At 74.3% G+C, this 17,176-nt stretch carries 16 protein-coding genes; 6 read left to right on the top strand and 10 right to left on the bottom strand.

What is annotated here, in order from left to right; all coding sequences use genetic code 11:
* Positions 1 to 66 precede the first annotated feature (66 nt).
* Both QM699_RS07355 and cbiB read left to right on the top strand, forming a co-directional pair.
* On the top strand, positions 67 to 975 hold the full coding sequence (locus tag QM699_RS07355) for a lytic transglycosylase domain-containing protein (protein WP_415010517.1): 909 nt from the start codon (positions 67 to 69) through the stop codon (positions 973 to 975).
* A gap of 214 nt (positions 976 to 1,189) precedes the next feature.
* Positions 1,190 to 2,143, top strand: a complete 954-nt coding sequence (gene cbiB / locus QM699_RS07350; protein ID WP_415010516.1) for an adenosylcobinamide-phosphate synthase CbiB — start codon at positions 1,190 to 1,192, stop codon at positions 2,141 to 2,143.
* On the opposite strand, the gene QM699_RS07345 is transcribed toward cbiB, so the two are convergent.
* From QM699_RS07345 to ubiA, 8 genes are all read right to left on the bottom strand, one after another.
* Positions 2,127 to 3,590, bottom strand: a complete 1,464-nt coding sequence (locus QM699_RS07345; protein ID WP_415010515.1) for a cobyric acid synthase — start codon at positions 3,588 to 3,590, stop codon at positions 2,127 to 2,129. The two genes, cbiB and QM699_RS07345, sit on opposite strands and share 17 nt — an antisense overlap.
* Positions 3,591 to 3,687: 97 nt before the next feature.
* Positions 3,688 to 3,900, bottom strand: a complete 213-nt coding sequence (gene ccoS, locus QM699_RS07340; RefSeq protein ID WP_415010514.1) for a cbb3-type cytochrome oxidase assembly protein CcoS — start codon at positions 3,898 to 3,900, stop codon at positions 3,688 to 3,690.
* A 10-nt stretch (positions 3,901 to 3,910) separates the two neighbouring features.
* A complete protein-coding gene (locus tag QM699_RS07335; protein WP_415010513.1) occupies positions 3,911 to 6,130 on the bottom strand; it encodes a heavy metal translocating P-type ATPase in 2,220 nt (739 codons plus the stop codon).
* Positions 6,127 to 6,636: a FixH family protein gene (locus QM699_RS07330; protein ID WP_415010512.1), complete on the bottom strand. Its 510-nt coding sequence runs from the start codon at positions 6,634 to 6,636 to the stop codon at positions 6,127 to 6,129. Before QM699_RS07330 ends, QM699_RS07335 begins: the two co-directional genes overlap by 4 nt.
* Positions 6,633 to 8,192 carry a cytochrome c oxidase accessory protein CcoG gene (gene ccoG, locus QM699_RS07325; RefSeq protein WP_415010511.1) on the bottom strand — a complete coding sequence of 520 codons (1,560 nt, stop codon included), beginning with the start codon at positions 8,190 to 8,192 and terminating at the stop codon, positions 6,633 to 6,635. Before ccoG ends, QM699_RS07330 begins: the two co-directional genes overlap by 4 nt.
* A gap of 125 nt (positions 8,193 to 8,317) precedes the next feature.
* Entirely contained in the window at positions 8,318 to 8,626 is a 309-nt protein-coding gene (locus QM699_RS07320) for a hypothetical protein (RefSeq protein ID WP_415010510.1), read from the bottom strand.
* The gene (locus tag QM699_RS07315) at positions 8,613 to 11,504 is read right to left on the bottom strand and encodes an OmpA family protein (RefSeq protein ID WP_415010509.1); all 2,892 of its coding nucleotides are present in this window, start codon (positions 11,502 to 11,504) and stop codon (positions 8,613 to 8,615) included. Before QM699_RS07315 ends, QM699_RS07320 begins: the two co-directional genes overlap by 14 nt.
* A 95-nt stretch (positions 11,505 to 11,599) precedes the next feature.
* Entirely contained in the window at positions 11,600 to 12,583 is a 984-nt protein-coding gene (gene ubiA, locus QM699_RS07310) for a 4-hydroxybenzoate octaprenyltransferase (protein ID WP_415010508.1), read from the bottom strand.
* 65 nt (positions 12,584 to 12,648) lie between these two features.
* On the opposite strand from ubiA, the gene QM699_RS07305 reads away from it, so the two are divergent.
* Both QM699_RS07305 and QM699_RS07300 read left to right on the top strand, forming a co-directional pair.
* The gene (locus QM699_RS07305) at positions 12,649 to 13,413 is read left to right on the top strand and encodes a 16S rRNA (uracil(1498)-N(3))-methyltransferase (protein WP_415010507.1); all 765 of its coding nucleotides are present in this window, start codon (positions 12,649 to 12,651) and stop codon (positions 13,411 to 13,413) included.
* A complete protein-coding gene (locus tag QM699_RS07300) occupies positions 13,410 to 13,937 on the top strand; it encodes a hypothetical protein (RefSeq protein WP_415010506.1) in 528 nt (175 codons plus the stop codon). The genes QM699_RS07305 and QM699_RS07300 overlap by 4 nt, the downstream gene beginning before the upstream one ends.
* Before the next feature lie 23 nt (positions 13,938 to 13,960).
* Here the strand turns inward: QM699_RS07300 and QM699_RS07295 are convergent, their stop codons facing one another.
* Entirely contained in the window at positions 13,961 to 14,335 is a 375-nt protein-coding gene (locus QM699_RS07295) for a hypothetical protein (RefSeq protein ID WP_415010505.1), read from the bottom strand.
* A gap of 120 nt (positions 14,336 to 14,455) precedes the next feature.
* Entirely contained in the window at positions 14,456 to 15,580 is a 1,125-nt protein-coding gene (gene tgt / locus QM699_RS07290; RefSeq protein ID WP_415010504.1) for a tRNA guanosine(34) transglycosylase Tgt, read from the bottom strand.
* A gap of 153 nt (positions 15,581 to 15,733) precedes the next feature.
* Between tgt and QM699_RS07285 the strand changes: the two genes are divergently transcribed.
* Both QM699_RS07285 and QM699_RS07280 read left to right on the top strand, forming a co-directional pair.
* On the top strand, positions 15,734 to 16,435 hold the full coding sequence (locus tag QM699_RS07285; protein WP_415010503.1) for a phosphatidylserine decarboxylase: 702 nt from the start codon (positions 15,734 to 15,736) through the stop codon (positions 16,433 to 16,435).
* A gap of 1 nt (position 16,436) precedes the next feature.
* Entirely contained in the window at positions 16,437 to 17,171 is a 735-nt protein-coding gene (locus QM699_RS07280; RefSeq protein ID WP_415010502.1) for a CDP-alcohol phosphatidyltransferase family protein, read from the top strand.
* The last annotated feature ends 5 nt before the right edge of the window (positions 17,172 to 17,176 follow it).

Below are 17,176 nucleotides of genomic sequence, written 5' to 3'. Positions count from 1 at the left end.
GCAGGCGCAATGATCCCGGCCCCGCCCGATGGCGCCCCGCGCCGGGCCCGGGTATTTTCCCGACCCATGCGGTGGTTTGTCGTCCTTGTCCTCTCGGCCTGCCTCGGGCTCGCCCCCACGCGCGGCGGCACCGTGCCCTCCGACGGCGCCGGGCTGCCGGCGAAGCCGATGGCGCGGCCCGTGTCCACCGGCGGCGGCGCGACGGCTGGCGGGGCGGGGCCGGGCGACGCCGCCGGGGTCTGCCGCACGATCGAGGCCGCCGCGCGGGAAAGCGCGCTCGACGCCGGCTTCTTCGCGCGCCTGCTCTGGAAGGAGAGCCTGTTCCAGCCCGGCGCGATCAGTCCGGCGGGGGCGCAGGGCATCGCCCAGTTCATGCCCGGCACCGCGAAGATGCGCGGCCTCGCCGACGCCTTCGAGCCCGAGGCGGCGCTCCGGGCCTCGGCCGCCTATCTCGCCGACCTCTCGCGGACCTACGGCAACCTCGGGCTCGCGGCGGCGGCGTACAACGGCGGCGAAGCGCGGGTGGAGCGCTTCCTTGCCGCGAAGTCGGACCTGCCGGCGGAGACCCGCGCCTATGTGCAGGCGATCACCGGCTACTCCGTCGAGGCCTGGCGCGATTCGCCGCCCGACTCGGTCGACCTGTCGCTGGAGGGCGAGAGCTTTCAGCCCGCCTGTGTCGCGCTGGCCGCGACTCGGGGCAAGACGCAGACCCGGGCCCGTCCGGTGCTGCCGTGGGGCGTGGTCATCGCCTCGAACCGCGACCTCGCCGGCGCCGAGCGGCAGGTCTCGCGGCTGAAGAACCGCTTTGCCGAGGTGCTGAAGGCCGAGCCCGTCGCCTACACCAGCGGCTGGCGGCCGGGCATGTCGCGGATGCTGCACTATGCCCAGGTCGGGCGGCAGACCCGCGACGAGGCGCAGGCGCTGTGCGGCCGCCTGACCGAGGCGGGCGGCGACTGTCTGGTGATGCGCAACTGAGCCGCCGCCGGCCGCGCGGTTGACAGCGCGCGACACGCCCGTCATCTCCCGCCGGCGCCCAACCGGGCGCAGGGGCCCGGGCGCCGGCTGCCCCGGAGGGGAGAAGCAATGCGTCGAGCCTGCCCGCCGTCGAGCGCCGCGCCGCGGCCGGTCCACGTATCGGCCCCCGGGTCGGCCCCCGGGTCGGCCCCGATGCCGGCTGGCGCCTGAGGCGATGCCGGCGCTGCTCGCCCTTGCCGCGATGCTCGTCGAGGGGATTGCGGGCTATCCCGATGGACTGTTCCGCCGCGTCGGCCATCCCGTCGTGTGGATCGGCCGGCCGATCTCGACGCTCGAGCGGCGCTGGAACCGCGGCTCGCCCCGGCGCCGGCGCCTTGGCGGCGTGGCGATGATCGCGGTTCTGACGGCGGTGGCCGGCGGCGCGGGAGCGGGCGCGGGAGCGCTGCTGCCCGGGACGCTCGGCCTCGTCGTTGCCGCCTGCCTCGGGAGCAGCCTGATCGCCCAGCGCAGCCTCGCCGCCCACGTCCGGGCCGTCGCCGTGGCGCTCGAGACCGGGGGACTCGCGGCCGGAAGGGAAGCGGTGTCCCGGATCGTCGGCCGCGACCCGGAGGCGCTCGACGAGGCCGGGGTGGCGCGGGCGGCGGTCGAGAGCCTGGCGGAGAACTTTTCCGACGGCGTCGTCGCGCCGGTGGCGTGGATGGCGGTCGCCGGGCTGGGGGGCGCGGCCGCCTACAAGGCGATCAACACCGCCGACAGCATGGTGGGGCATCGCAGCCCGCGGTTTCAGGCGTTCGGCTGGGCGGCGGCGCGGCTCGACGATCTGGTGAACCTGCCCGCCTCGCGGCTCGCATCGGTTCTCTTGGTCGCCGCGGCGGCGCTGGTGCCGGGCGCCTCGCCGGCCGGGGCGGCGCGGGCGATCGGGCGCGACGCGCGGCGGCACCGCTCGCCGAACGCCGGCTGGCCCGAGGCGGCGATGGCCGGCGCGCTCGGCTTCGCGCTGGCCGGCCCGCGGCACTATGGCGGCGTGCTGGTCGAGGATGCCGTCATGGGCGCGGGCGGGCGGCGCGAGCTCGGGCCGGCCGACATCCGCCGGGCGTTACGGCTCTACTGGGTGGCGGATGCGCTCCTGGCCGCGGGCCTTGCCGGCGTCGTCATCGCGACAGGCTGAGCAGCCGCTCGAGGTCGAGGTGGGCGGCGAGGTGTCGGGCGATCTCGTCGAGCGCCGCCTCCACCCCCGCCTCGAAGCGCAGGTCCGACGCCGGCGCGCCGAGGCGGGCGAGCCACGCGGCCCGCTGGGCATCGTCGGCAAAGAGGCCGTGGACATAGGTGCCTGCGACCTGGCCGTCGGCGGATCGGGCCCCCTCCGGCCGGCCGTCGGCGAGCGTCGCGAACGGGCGGGCGCAGTCCGGCCCCTCGGTCCGGCCGATGTGCATCTCGTAGCCGCCGAACCCCACGCCGTCGCTGGTGCGGCCGGTCACGGCGGCGAGGCGCTTGTCTCCGGCAAGCTCGGTCGCGACGTCGAGCAGGCCGAGGCCGGGACGGCTGCCGGGCTGTCCCTCGACGCCGGCCGGGTCGGTGATCGTCCGGCCGAGCATCTGATAGCCGCCGCAGAGCCCGAGCACGCGGCCGCCCCGGCGCAGGTGCGCGGCGATGTCGACGTCGAAGCCGGCGGCCCGCAGGGCGGCAAGGTCGGCCAGCGTCGATTTCGACCCGGGCAGCAGCACGAGCGCGGCGTCGCCGGGCAACGCACCACCGGGCCGGACCCGCACCAGGTCGACGGCGGGCTCGGCCGCCAGCGGGTCGAGGTCGTCGAAGTTGGCGATGTGGGGTAGGATCGGCACGGCGATGCGCAGGACGCCGCCGCCCCGCGCCCCGTCAGGCTCGCGCGAGAGCGCGGCGGCGTCCTCGGCAGGCAGGCGCGCCGCCGCGTTGGCGAAAGGGACGAGGCCGATCGGCGCCCAGCCGGTGCGCGCGGCGATCAGCGCCATGCCGTCGCGGAACAGGCCCGGGTCGCCGCGGAAGCGGTTGACGATGAACCCTTCGATCAGCGCGGCATCGGCCGGGTCGAGCACGGCGCCGGTGCCGATCAGGCTCGCGATCACCCCGCCGCGGTCGATGTCGCCGATCAGGATCACCGGGGCGTCGGCGGCGCGGGCAAAGCCCATGTTGGCGATGTCGTTCGCCCGCAGGTTCACCTCCGACGCGCTGCCCGCGCCCTCGACGAGCACGATGTCCGCCTCGTCCCGCAGCCGGGCGAAGCTCTCCAGCACGGTGGGCAGCAGCGCCGCCTTGCGGAGCTGCCAGTCGCGCGCGGTGGCGCTGCCGGCGACGCGACCCTGCACGACGACCTGCGCGCCGACCTCGCTCTGCGGCTTCAGGAGCACCGGGTTCATGTGGACGGTGGGCGGCACGCGGGCGGCACGCGCCTGCAGCGCCTGCGCCCGGCCGATCTCGCCCCCGTCTGCCGTGACGGCGGCGTTGTTCGACATGTTCTGCGGCTTGAACGGGCGCACCCGCAGGCCGCGGTCGGCGAACGCGCGGGCGAGGCCGGCTACGATCAGCGACTTGCCGACGTCCGAGCCCGTGCCCTGGAACATCAGGACGCGGGCCGTCATCGGCGCGCCTCAGGCGTCGGTCGCGGGGGAGGGACGGCTCTGGGCACTCTCGATCGGGATCCGCATCATGGCTGCCCGCTGCGGGGCGTGCCCCTGCTTACCCGCGCCCGGCGGTCTCATCCACCGCCGTTCGTGCATCCGCCGGCCGGCGATCCGCGGCGGGCCTGTCGTCGTAGCGGTCGGAGAGGATCCGCGCCGCCTGCCCCTGCAGGTCGTCGTACTGGCCCGTGCGCAGGGTCCAGAGGAAACCTGCGAGGCCGAGCCCGCCGAGGATGAGCGCGACCGGGATGAGGAAGACGAGCACGCTCACGGCTGCACACTCATGGCCGCGGCTCCCGCGGGCCGAGGCGCAGCGCGTTCAGCGCCACGACGAGCGAGCTGGTCGACATGATGATCGCCGCATTGAGCGGCGTGACCAGCCCCGCGAAGGCCAGCGGCACCGAGATGATGTTGTAGCCGAAGGCGAAGGCGAAGTTTTCGAAGATGCGGCGGCGCGCGAGGCGGGCGAGGGCGAACGCATCGGCGGCACGGTCGAGCCGGTCGCCGAGGATCACGAGGTCCGCGGCGCTGCGGCTCGCGTCGACCGCGGAGGCCGGCGAGATCGAGACGTGCGCCGCGGCGAGGGCGGCGGCGTCGTTGAGGCCGTCGCCGACCATCAGCACCCGGTGGCCGGCCGCGGCCAGCGCCTCGATCTCGGCCACCTTGCTCGCTGGCGTGGCCCGGGGGATGGCCCGCTCGATGCCGAGCTGTCCGGCGAGCGCCTCGACCGGCGCCGGTGCGTCACCCGAGAGCAGGATCACGCCGAGGCCCTGCGCCCGCAGGCGCGCGACGGTGGCGGCGGCCTCGGGGCGCGGTTCGTCGGCGAAGCGGAAGGCCGTCGCCGGGGCGTCGCCGACACGCAGCCAGGCAGCGGTGACGTCGAGCGGCACGCCGCCGGCCCATTCCGCGCGTCCGAGCCGCACGGGTGCGCCGCCGACGCGCCCTTCGGTGCCGAGCCCGGGATGCTCGATGATTTCGCTGGCCGCGATCGGGACAAGACCACGGGCCGCCGCCGCCCGGACGATGGCGCGCGAGAGCGGATGGCTGCTCCCCGCCGCGAGCGCCGCGGCGAAGGTGAGCTCGCGCGCGCCGATCGCGTCGGCGTTGGTCAGGACCGGGCGGCCGGTGGTGAGCGTGCCGGTCTTGTCGAAGACGACCGTGTCGACCCGGGCGAGCTTTTCCAGCGCCTCGCCATCCTTCAGCAGCACGCCCTGCCGGAACAGCCGCCCCGATGCGGCCGTCAGCACCGCCGGCACCGCGAGGCCGAGGCCGCAGGGGCAGGTGATGATGAGCACCGCCGCGGCGATGTTGGTCGCCTGCCGCCAGTCGCCGCCCCACACGCCCCAGACCGCCAGGGCGGCGAGCGCGGTCAGCGTGACGATCGGCACGTAGGCCGCCGAGGCGCGGTCGGCGAGGCTGGCGTAGCGGCCGCGGCTGCGCTCGGCCGATTCGACGAGGCGTGCAATCTGGCGCAGCAGCGTGTCGTCGCCGAGCGCGTCGGCGCGGACCTCGAGCGGGCCGGTGAGGTTCAGCATGCCGGCGCGCACGGCCGAGCCCGGCGCCACCGCCTCGGGCATGGTCTCGCCGCTCAGGAGCGAGGGGTCGATCTCGGATCGGCCGGCGACCACGGTGCCGTCGACGGGCACGCGCGCGCCCGGCGCCACCGCGAGCCTGTCGCCCGCGCGCACCGCGTCGAGCGGCACGGTCTCGCGCCCGCCGACAGCGATGCGCTCCACCAGATGCACCTCGAGCGCGGCGATCTCGGCGGCGGCGGACCGGGCCGAGGCGCGGGTGAGGTGGGCGAGATAGCGGCCGACGAGCAGGAAGAAGCTCAGCATCACCGCCGCCTCGAAGTACGCGCGGGGGCCGGAGAGGATGGTCTCGCGCAGCGATACGGCGAGCGCCATCAGGATCGCCATCGAGATCGGCACGTCCATGTCGAGCCGGCCGGCCCGCAGCGCGCGCACCGCGTTGCGGAAGAACGGCTGAGCCGAGAACGCCACGGCCGGCAGCGCGATCGCCGCCGAGACCCAGTGCATCAGGTCGCGCGTCGGGCCGGTGGCACCCGACCAGACCGCCACCGAGAGCAGCATCACGTTCATCGAGGCAAAGCCCGCGACGCCGATGCGGGCGAGCAGGTCGCGCCCCTCTGCGTCGCTGCGGGTGGCGGCGAGCACGGCGCCGTCGAGCGGGTGGGCCTCGTAACCGCGGGCGCCGAGCGCCGCGATCAGCCGCGACTCGACGCTGGCCGCGTCCTCGATGCCGCCGGCCGCGACGGTGACGGCGGCACGCTTCAGGCCGAGGTTGACCCGCGCCGCGGCGACGCCCGGCTCGGCCTCGAGGGTGCGCTCGACGCCGGTGATGCAGGCCGCGCAGTGGATCGCCGGCAGCGACAGCTCGATGCGCCGGAGCGTCGTGGGTCGCGCCGGCGCGGCGGCGATGGTGGCCGGCTCGGGCGCGACCGCGCACGCCGGGCAGGCGGCGAGGGCGGCGCCGCTCACGGCTGCGCCGCCGGCGCGTCGACCCAGACGTCGCGGCTCTGGCGGAAGGCGGTGCCGTCCGCGGCCGTGGCGGCGATCTCCACGCGCCAGTGTCCGGGAGCCATCGGCGCATCGCCGGCAAAGCCCTCCGGGGTCTCCTGCATCGCGACCACGCGGTCCTCGCGGGTGGTGGTCGGGCGGCCCATGGTGACGGCGAGGGTCGCCGGGCGCACGACGTTGCCGGCAGCATCGACGATGTCGAGGCGCAGCACGCGGGCATCGTGGTCGAGCCGCACGGTCCAGCCGAGCGCCAGCTGCGCCGCCTTCAGCCGGTCGAAATCCTGGCTCGCGATATAGCTGTCCTCGACCACGAGCCCCGAGAAGGTGCGGGTGGCGGTGACGGCGAGGATGATGTTCGGGACCAGCATCACGATGAACGCCACGGTGGCGATCACCAGGACGCCGCGGCCGCCGAGGATGCGCTCGCCCCGAAGTTCGCTCCCGTGCGGTGCAGGGGTATCGGTCATGGCTGCCTCCCGTGGAAGACGGTTTCCTCGCGCGCGATCCGTCCCGAGCCCGCATCGGTGGCGACCAGCGCCACCGGCAGCAGCGCCTCGGCGCTCGCCGGACTCGACGGCGCGCTGGTGAGATAGACCCGCTGCTTCAGGGTCGCGTTCGCCGGCACCGTGACGCTTGCGCCGGGCAGGCCCTGCAGCTCCAGCCCCAGCGGATCCGGCGTCTCGACCGACAGCGTGAACGCCCGGTCCGATCCCGTCATGTTGCGCAGGCGGACCTCGTAGGCGTTGCGGATCGAGCCGTCAGACAGCGTGACGTTGACCGGGTTGCGCACCGGGTCGACGCCGATCGACATGTCGGTGCGCAGCAGCAGCGCCGCGACGAGCGCGATGCCGAAGCCGCCCCAGAGCACGCTGTAGAGCAGCACGCGCGGCCGCAGGATGCGCCGCCAGACGGGCATGTCCTCGCCGCCCGCCCGCTCGCGCTCGCCGTCGGCCAGCGTCAGATAGCCGATGAGGCCCGGCGGCTTGCCGATCTTGCCCATCACCTCGTCGCAGGCGTCGATGCAGAGCGCGCAGGTGATGCAGGCGAGCTGCTGGCCGTCGCGGATGTCGATGCCCATCGGGCAGACGTTGACGCAGGCGTTGCAGTCGATGCAGTCGCCGAGCGCCTCGCTCTCGGGGCCCGCGCCTGCCGCGGGGGTGCTGCGGCCGGGCATCGGCATCACCGGCGAGCGCGAGCCCTCGATCGAGCCCGCGGCGCGGGTGGTGGCGATGGCGGCCTCGGCCTTCTCGGCCATCTCGCTCCGGCGCCGGTGCTTGCCGCGCGGCTCGCCGCGCCAGTCGCGATAGCCGACGGTGATCGTCTGCTCGTCCATCATCGCGGCCTGGATACGCGGCCAGGGGCACATGTAGATGCACACCTGCTCGCGCATGAAGCCGCCGAAGATGAAGGTGGTGGCGGTGAGGATGCCGACGGTCAGGTAGGCGACGGCCGGCGCCTGCAGCGTCAGGAAGTGCCGGAGCAGCGTCGGCGCGTCGGCGAAGTAGAAGATCCACGCCCCGCCGGTGGCGATCGCGATCAGCAGCCACAGCGTCCACTTGATCGTGCGCTTGCGGATCTTCTCGGCGGTCCAGCCCTGGTTCCACAGCTTGACCCGGGCGTTGCGATCGCCCTCGACCCAGCGTTCCACCAGAATGAAGAGGTCGGTCCAGACCGTCTGCGGGCAGGTATAGCCGCACCAGACGCGGCCGAGCGCCGAGGTGAACAGGAACAGGCCGAGCCCCGCCATGATGAGCAGGCCGGCGACGAAATAGAATTCCTGCGGCCAGATCTCGATGAGGAAGAAATAGAATCGCCGGTTTGCGAGGTCGATCAGCACCGCCTGATCGGGCAGCGCCGGGCCACGGTCCCAGCGCAGCCAGGGGAAGACGTAGTAGATGCCCAGGGTCAGGCCCATGATCCACCACTTGAGCGTGCGGAATCGGCCCGAGACGCGGCGGGGGAAGATCGGCTCGCGCGCAATGTAGAGCGGCGGCGGCTCTTCGGTGGCATTCGTGGCGGTCAAGTCTGGCTGGCTCCCCCGGGGACGGGCTATGCCCGCAGAGGATACGGCTAGGCGCAACCGCCCGCCACCGCCTTGATCCAGGTCATGTCCCGCCCGGGAAAGCGCCGGGGCCGTCCGCCAGCGGCTCAGCCGTGGCCGGCGGTCGCCTCGCGGTAGGCGGTGCGGACCTCCTCGAGCTGTCGCTCGGTGGCGGCGAGGCCGGCGCGGGTGCGGGCGAGTTCGGCCTCGACCTCCGCGGCGCGGCGCTCGGCCTCGGCGCGGCGATACTCCGCCCGGTGCCGGGCCTCCTCGGCCTCGTGCAGCTGCGCCGTCGCGGTCACCCCGTCGCGCGGCCCCGCGTTCAGCCGCGAGAACACCCAGCGCACGACCCAGCCCAGCAGGAAGGCCGCGGCCAGCGCCCCGGCGATTGCCGCGGTCAGCTCATTCCGATCCATCGTCATCCTCGCTGTCGTCGTTCGCCGCGGAGTCCGGCGGGGCGTCCGGGGCCGCATCCGGGAGCGTGACCGCGATGCGGCGGTTCCGGGCGCGCCCATCCGCCGTGGCGTTGTCGGCCACGGGCTGGCTCTCGCCATAGCCCTTCGCGGTGGCGTTTGGCAGCGCCAGACCATCGGCTCGCAGCGCCGCCAGCACCGCCTCGGCCCGCGCCTGGCTCAGCCGGGCGTTGCCGCTTTCCGACCCCTGCGAGTCGGTGTGCCCGCCGATCTCGACGGCCGCGGTCGGGCAGGCGCGCAGGGCGTCGGCCACCGCGGCCACCGCCGGCCTGCTCGCGGCCTCGATCTCCGCCGAGCCGGGCGGGAAGGCGACGTTCGCGGTCTGGAGCCGGGCCTCGGCGGCGGCGACGCAGGCCGCAGCGACGCTCGCCTCCGCCTCCGTCCCGGCCGCGCCCGTATCGGCCGCGCCTGTATCGGCGGCGCCAGCGTCCGCGGCGCCAGTGTCGGCCGCCTCCTCGTCGCCGGATCCGCTGGCGGCCGCGGCGCGGGCGCTCGCGTCCTCCGGTGTCGGCTGCGGCGTGGCGACGGGGACGAATTCGATCCGCCGGTTCTTCGCCCGACCGTCCTCGGTGGCGTTGTCGGCGACCGGGTTGGCCTCGCCGTATCCGTGTGCCACCAGGTTCGGCAGCGGCAGGTCCGGCTTGCGCAGGGCGGCGAGAACCGCCTCGGCCCGCGCCTGGCTCAGCCGCAGGTTGCCCGCCTCCGAGCCCTGCGCATCGGTATAGCCGGCCACGTCGATCGCCGCTGCCGGGCAGGCCCGCAGCGCGTCGGCGATCGCGGCGATGACCGGCGCGCTCTCGTCCGCCAGCGTCGACGAGCCGGGCTCGAACACGATCGGCGTCCGCGCCGTCAGATCGCTCGCCCGTGCCGCGCAGGCGCCCGCCGCTGCGGCGTCCACGTCTCCGCGCGCGTCGGCCTGAGCCGGATCCGCCTGCGCCGCCGGTCCCGCCTGCGCTGCGGGAGCCGGGGCGGCGGGCGCCAGCGCATCGCCGATCGACGCCGGCGCCACCAGGGTGAACTCGATCCGCCGGTTCTTCGCCCGGCCCGGCTCGGTCGCGTTGTCCGCGACGGGATCGTCGGCGCCGTAGCCGCGCGCCACTAGCCCGACCTGCGGCAGGTTTTCGGCCCGGAGCGCCGCCAGCACCGCCTGCGCCCGCGCCTCGCTCAACCGCCGGTTTGCCTCCGGCGAGCCCTGACTGTCGGTATGGCCGCCGATCTCCAGCTCCGCCCCCGGGCAGCCGCGCAGCACGTCGGCGATGGCGGCGATCACCCCCCGGCTGCTGGCGGCGATCGCCGCCGAGCCTTTCTCGAAGCCGATCTGCTCGGCGTCGAGGATGGCGTCGACCTGGGCGGCACAGAGCTCCGGGCGCGGCCGGGTGGCCCGGACGGCGGCCTCCGCCGCCTCGGCGTCGAAGGTGATGTCCGCCACCGCGCCCGCCCCGACCTTTTCGGCCAGCAGGTCTCCGACGGTGTGCGTGGCGTCGCGGTCGAGGCTGCGCCCGGTGAGCTTCACCGCGTCGCGCGTCACCTCGGCGTCGCCCTGCTTCAGCGCGGACAGGCCCTCGATCGCCGCGAGCACCCGCGACGACCAGCCGGCCGGCACGTCCGGGTCGATCACCAGCTCGTCGGACACCCGCGCCTTGGAGAAGAGCGCGGCGGCATAGCTCGTGACCGCCTCGCGCGCCGCGGCGTCGCCCACCGGCCCGGCCAGCCGCACCTTGCCGTCGGCCGCGAGGCTGGCGTGGAATTCGGGCGCATAGACCGGGGCGCCGTCGTCGCCGGCCGCCATCTGCGGTGCGGCGACCGATCCGAGCTGGAAGACATCGGGCAGTCGCGCGTGCAGGTCGGCCACGGCGCGGTTCAGCGCCTCGGGGGTGACGCCCGGTGCGCCGGTCAGGGTCGCGGCGATGTCGCTCGCGACGAAGCGGCCGGCGCCCATCGCCCGCACCGCCTCGATGCCCGCGACCATGGCGGAGGACCAGTCCGGGGTGGGCGTGCCGAGCCCGACGGCGCACGCCGGATCGCCCGCGACGCCCGCCGTCCGGGCGGCGGCGACGATGGCCGCGGCGGCCGCGTCGGTATCGGCGCTGCAGCGGTCGAGCCGCGCGCCTCCGGCGTCGAGGGCGAAGTCGAGCACGAACGGCGCGATCACCGGCCGTGGCGCGCCGATCTCGAGGCTGAGCTGAACGCCCTCGGGCGCCGCATGGCGCAGGCGCGCCTCCAGATCGCGGCGCGCCGCGTCGCTCTCGGCGACGGCGGCGATCCTGACCTCGCCGGGCGCCACGGAAATCTTCGCCCGCGGCAGGTCGGCCAGCGCCGCGAGGCCGTAGCCGAGGGCCGGCTGCCAGCCGTCGGGGGCGGCCTCGTCCGCGGTCTCGAGCATGTCGGTGACGTGCCCGGCCAGCCCGCCGGCGCCCAGCCCCGCGCGGATGACCTCGCGCCCGCCGGACTCCGGCACCAGGCCGATGAGCGACACCTCGCCGTCGTTGCGCAGCAGCTCCAGCGCGAACGGCGGCGGCGGCAGCGGCGCGACGGCGGCGATGGTCGTCTCGTCGTGGATGCGCCGGCCGCTCACCACCGCGCGGGTGATCTCCACCACCTTGACGCGGCTGGTCTCGTCCGGGGCGGCGCCGGTCAGGCGCACGATCAGGCCGTCGGTCTCGGCATGGGCCCAGGTCTGGCCGGCGGCGGCCAGCGCGGTGGCGATCTCGGCGGCCGTCTGCTGCTCGAGCCGGAGGCTCGCCTCGCCGGCGAGCTTCCAGGCCCCGGCACCCGCCGCGGCAAAGGCCAGGAGCGCGAAGAGGATGGCGCGGAACCGCATGGGGTCGTCGTCTCCTCCGGCGCACGGGGGGTAAGGCCCGGCGCCTTTAGCCCACCGCCGTTCCGCGATCAAGCCGACGCCGGATCACATGGCGGTCACACCAGCTGGAGCAGACCCGCGCCGAGCAGCGCCGCCGCGAGGATGAGGCCGGCATCCCGGTTCGAGCGGAACAGCATCAGGCAGGCCGACGGGTCGTCGATGTCGAGCCGGTGCAGCTGCCAGACGAGATGCGCGGCAAACCCCGCCACCCCGGCGAGTCCGAGGACGAGGCCGGGGATCGGCAGCGTGGCCGCGATCACCGCCCAGGCTGCCAGCGTCGTCGCCAGCACGAGGAACAGCCGCAGCCAGCCGACCGTCCGGTCGCCGAACAGGCGGGCGGTCGACTTCACGCCGATCAGCGCGTCGTCCTCCTTGTCCTGATGGGCATAGATCGTGTCGTAGAACAGCGTCCAGGCGATGCCGGCGAGATAGAGCAGCACCGGCGCGAGCGCGAGGCTCCGCGTCTGCGCCGTCCAGCCGAGCAGCGCGCCCCAGTTGAAGGCGAGGCCGAGGAACACCTGCGGCCACCAGGTGAAGCGCTTGGCGAAGGGATAGATCGCCACCAGCACCAGCGAGCCGACGCCGAGAATCACCGCCTGCGCCGGGAAGCTCAGCAGGATGGCAAAGGCCACCACCGCCTGCGCCACCATCCACGCGGCGGCGGCCCGCGGCGTCACCTGCCCGGAGGGCAGCGGGCGCGAGCGGGTGCGCGCGACCGCGGCGTCGAAGTCGCGATCGGTCAGGTCGTTCCAGGTGCAGCCGGCGCCGCGCATCAGCACCGCCCCGAGGGCGCAGCCGACGAGCAGCCACAGATCGTAGAGCGAGGGGCCGCCGTCCGCCGCCGCGGCAAGCAGCACCCCCCACCAGCAGGGCAGCAGCAGCAGCCACGTGCCGATCGGCCGGTCGGCTCGCGAGAGTCGCAGGTATGGGCGCGTGGCGGCCGGGGCGAGACGGTCGACCCAGTTGCCCTTCACCGCGTCCGAGACCGATCCGGAGGCGTTTCCGGCCGCGTCCTGCCCGTTCGTTCCGCTCGCCGCCATCGAGACCGCCCCTTTCCACGCCCCGCCCGCTCGGCGTACTGTCGCACGATGCAGGGGCGCGCTCTATGGCAGAAGTCGCGGGAAAGATCAGGCTGTTCGTCGAAGCCCCGCTCGGGCACGGCGCCACCGTCGCGCTCGATCCCGCGCAGGCGCACTATCTCTTTGCCGTGATGCGGCTCGCCGCCGGCGACCGGCTGGCGGTTTTCAACGGCCGGGACGGCGAATGGCTGGCCGAGGTGGCGGCGGCCGGCAAGCGATCGGGCAGCCTCGCCCTCGTCGAGCCGGGCCAGCCGCAGCGGGTGCCGCCCGACCTCTGGCTGCTCTTCGCGCCGATCAAGAAGGCGCGCACCGACTTCATCGTCGAGAAGGCGGCCGAGCTCGGCGCCGCGCGGATCCAGCCGGTCTTCACCCGCTTCACCAACGCCGAGCGGATCCGGCCCGACCGGCTGCGCGCGCATGCGGTCGAGGCGGCGGAGCAGTGCGGCGAGACCTACGTCGCCGAGGTGGCCGAGCCGGTGAAGCTCGGCCACCTGCTCGACGGCTGGGATCCGGCGCGGCGGATCCTGTTCTGCGACGAGAGCCGCACCGCGCGGCCCGCCGCCGCGGCGCTGGCCGCGGCGCCGCGGGGTCCATGGGCGATTCTGATCGGGCCGGAGGGCGGGTTTTCGGCCGACGAGGCGGCGCGGCTGCGGGCGATGCCCGGCGTGCTGCCGGTGACGCTCGGGCCGCGCGTGCTGCGCGCCGACACCGCCGCCTGCGCCGCGCTCGCGCTCTGGCAGGCGGCGCTCGGCGACTGGGGGGGCGAGCCGCCCCCGGGGGGCGGCGCATGAGCTTCCTGCGCCCCGAGCTGCAGGCGCGGCTCCATACCTGGCGCGAGCCGCTGGCCTGGGGCGGGCTCGCCCTCGCGGGGGCCGTGCTGATCGTCGAGGGCTACGCCGGCCTCGCGCCGCTGTCGTTCCTGCTCGGCCTGCTCTGCACCGCGACCGGGCTCGGGCTGCTGCTGCCGGCGCTGCGCCGGGTGCGTCTCGCCGCAGAGACGCCGGCCGAGGGCGTGGTGGTGATCGACGAGGCGCGCATCGCCTACCTCGGTCCGCGCGGCGGCGGCTTCGTCGACCTGCCGTCGGTCGCGCGCGTCGAGATCGTCTCGCGGCCGCACATCCCTCCCGCGTCCGCCCACGCCTGGATCATCACCACGGATGCGGGCGAGCGCCTGACGATCCCGCTGGGGGCCCAGGGCGCCGACGGCCTGCTCGACGCGCTGAGCCCGCTGCCCGGCATCGACTTCGACGCCGGCGTCGCCGCCGTGCTGTCCCGCCGCCCCGGCCGCGCGGTGGTATGGCGCAAGGCGGGGTGACGGGCGCGGGCGCCCGGGACGTCCTAGATCTTCATCTCGACCCGAACGCCGTGCAGGGCCTTGCTCGAGGCATTCAGCACGCGCCCGGCCGGTTGCGGCGCCATGTTCACCACGAGGCAGCCGGTGCCGTCCCACGCCTCAAGGGCCCTGATGACATCGCGATTGGGGGGCAGCTGCTCCCCGGCGGGACTGAAATCATGGATGGGCCCCTCGATCTGGTCGAAGACGAAGACGGAGGGCCAGCGGTGATGATGCACCGGCTCCTCGTCGCCCGGCTCCAGGATCACTTCGAGTACCCGCAGCCGCTCGTTCTCGAAGAGGACCTTGTGATTGGCAGGTGCCGCGGCGACGGCATCGAGGCTCAGGTCCCAATTCGACGGATCCGAAAAATCTGACATGATGACATTATCTCCCGGCGATTGCTCAAATGGGCACAGTGCCGGAAGCTTATCATGATTGACCCGGCGGAGCACGCCGGGGAGAGGGCGCGCGGTCTCCCCGCGGAGTCTTCTCTCGGGCTACAGCCGCGGCAGATCCCCCGCCGCCCGCATGTCCTCGAACGCGGCCACGAACTCTGTCAGCCGCCGCTCCGCGATCGCCGCCCGGAGCCCGGCCATCAGCTCCTGATAGTAGTGCAGGTTGTGCCAGGTCAGCAGCATCGCCGCGATGATCTCGCCGGCCTTCACCACGTGGTGCAGGTAGGCCCGCGAATACCCCTGGCACGCGGGACAGCCGCAGTCGGGGTCGAGCGGCCGCGGGTCGTCGGCGTGACGGGCGTTGCGCAGGTTCACCGCGCCCCGTCGGGTCAGCGCCTGCCCGGTCCGCCCCGACCGCGTTGGCAGCACGCAGTCGAACATGTCGACGCCGCGCAGCACGGCGCCGACGATGTCGTCCGGCTTGCCCACCCCCATGAGGTAGCGGGGCCGATCCTCCGGCAGCAGCCCGGGCGCATAGTCGAGCACGCCGAGCATCGCCGCCTGTCCCTCGCCGACGGCGAGCCCGCCGATCGCGTACCCGTCGAAGCCGATGCCGGTCAGCGCCGCCGCCGACTCCTCGCGCAGCGCGCGCGTCACGCCGCCCTGCACGATGCCGAACAGCATGTGCCCCGGCCGGTCGCCGAACGCCTCGCGCGAGCGCGCCGCCCAGCGCATCGAGAGCCGCATGGACGCCGCCACCGCCTCGTCCGTCGCCGGCAGCGCCGGGCACTCGTCGAACGCCATCACAATGTCCGACCCGAGCAGCCGCTGGATCTCCATGCTGCGCTCGGGGCTCAGGTGATGCACCGACCCGTCCACGTGGCTCTTGAAGCTGACGCCGTCCTCGGTGAGCTTTCGCAGGGCCGCGAGGCTCATCACCTGGAAGCCGCCCGAGTCGGTCAGGATCGGTCGCTCCCAGCCCATGAACCGATGCAGCCCGCCGAGCCGGGCGACCCGCTCCGCCCCGGGCCGCAGCATCAGGTGATAGGTGTTGCCGAGCAGGATGTCGGCGCCGGTGGCGCGCACCGACCCGGGCAGCATCGCCTTCACCGTCGCCGCGGTGCCGACCGGCATGAAGGCGGGCGTGCGGATTTCGCCCCGCGGCAGCGTCAGGGTCCCGGTGCGGGCGCGCCCGTCGCGGGCGGCGATGTGGAATGCGGTCGTCATGCCCCTCCCATATCCGCCCGCTCCGCCGCCCGCAAACCCCCGTCCCTGTCGCAAGTGCCACACGAAGCGTCGCGTCGACACAAGCTGGCACGTTCGCGTTGTGCATTGCGGCGGGATCGCCTATGTGCGCTGCAAAGTTCGTGGAAGGGCCCGATGGCAGCCAGTCTGATGTCGAGCATCGTCAAGCCGATGCATCCCGAGGGACCGAAGTTCCTCGCGATCGCCGCCGCGATCACGCTCCTGCTGTTCCTCTTCGCGCCGCTGATCGCCGGCATCGCCGGCCTCGCGGTGACGGTCTGGGTCTACTACTTCTTCCGCGATCCGGCCCGGGTCACGCCGACCCGTGCGGGCCTTGTGGTCAGCCCGGCGGACGGCGAGGTGTCGATGATCGCGCCGGCCGTGCCGCCGGCCGGCCTGAACCTCGGGCCCGAGGCGCTGACCCGGATCTCGATCTTCATGAGCGTCTTCGACTGCCACGTGAACCGCGCGCCCTGCGCCGGCACGGTGACGGCGGTCGACTATCGCCCGGGCAAGTTCCTGAATGCCGCCCTCGACAAGGCGAGCGAGGACAACGAGCGGAACGCCGTCGCCCTGCGCCTCGCAGACGGCCGCCCGCTCGCCGTGGTGCAGATCGCCGGGCTCGTCGCCCGCCGCATCCTCTGCACCGTGAAGCCCGGCGACGCGCTGCTGACCGGCGAGCGTTTCGGCATGATCCGCTTCGGCTCGCGGCTCGACGTCTACCTGCCCGACGGCGTGGCGCCGCTCGTCATCGTCGGCCAGCGGGCGGTCGCGGGCGAGACGGTGCTGGCCGACCTCGAGACGACCGAAGCCGCGCGCGCGGGCGAGGTGCGCTGACATGCCCGACCTGCGGCGCCCGCCGGAGAACCTGCCGTTCCTGCAGCTCGTGCCGAACCTCGTCACCATCCTCGGGCTCTGCGCGGGGCTGACGGCGATCCGCTTCGCCTTCCTCGGCCGCTTCGACCTCGCCGCCGGCCTCATCGTCTTCGCGGCGGTGATCGACGGCTTCGACGGGCTGCTTGCCCGCAAGCTCGACGCGGCGAGCCCGATCGGTGCCGAGCTCGATTCGCTCGCCGATTTCGTCGACTTCGGCGTCGCGCCGGCCATCGTCGTCTATTTCGCCACGCTGTCGGGCATCGGCGACCTCGGCTGGACCTTTGCGCTGGTCTTCGCGGTCTGCTGCTGCCTCCGGCTGGCGCGGTTCAACGTGAACCGCGACGTGCCGCTGGAAGGGCGGGCGCATTTCGTCGGCGTGCCGGCGCCCGCGGGCGCGCTGCTCGGCCTCCTGCCGGTGTTCGCGACGCTGGGCGGTGTCGTCGACGCAAGCCGGCTGCCCTGGGCGGTGGCGGCCTGGCTCGGGCTCATCGGGCTGCTGATGGTCAGCCGGCTCAAGACCTTCTCGCCCAAGGCGCTGCGCATCCCGCGCGAGCGCTCGCGCTTCATCCTCGTTGCTGCCGCGCTGCTCGTGGGGCTGACGCTCACCCGGTTCTGGCTGCTTCTGATCGTTTTCGACGTCGCTTATGCGGCGCTGCTCGTCCATGCGGCGGTGGTGTCGCGGCGGCAGCGCCGCTGAGGAGA

Source organism: Amaricoccus sp. (assembly GCF_047602525.1).
Classification (GTDB): domain Bacteria; phylum Pseudomonadota; class Alphaproteobacteria; order Rhodobacterales; family Rhodobacteraceae; genus Amaricoccus.
This window is presented reverse-complemented; position numbering and strand designations above follow the sequence as displayed.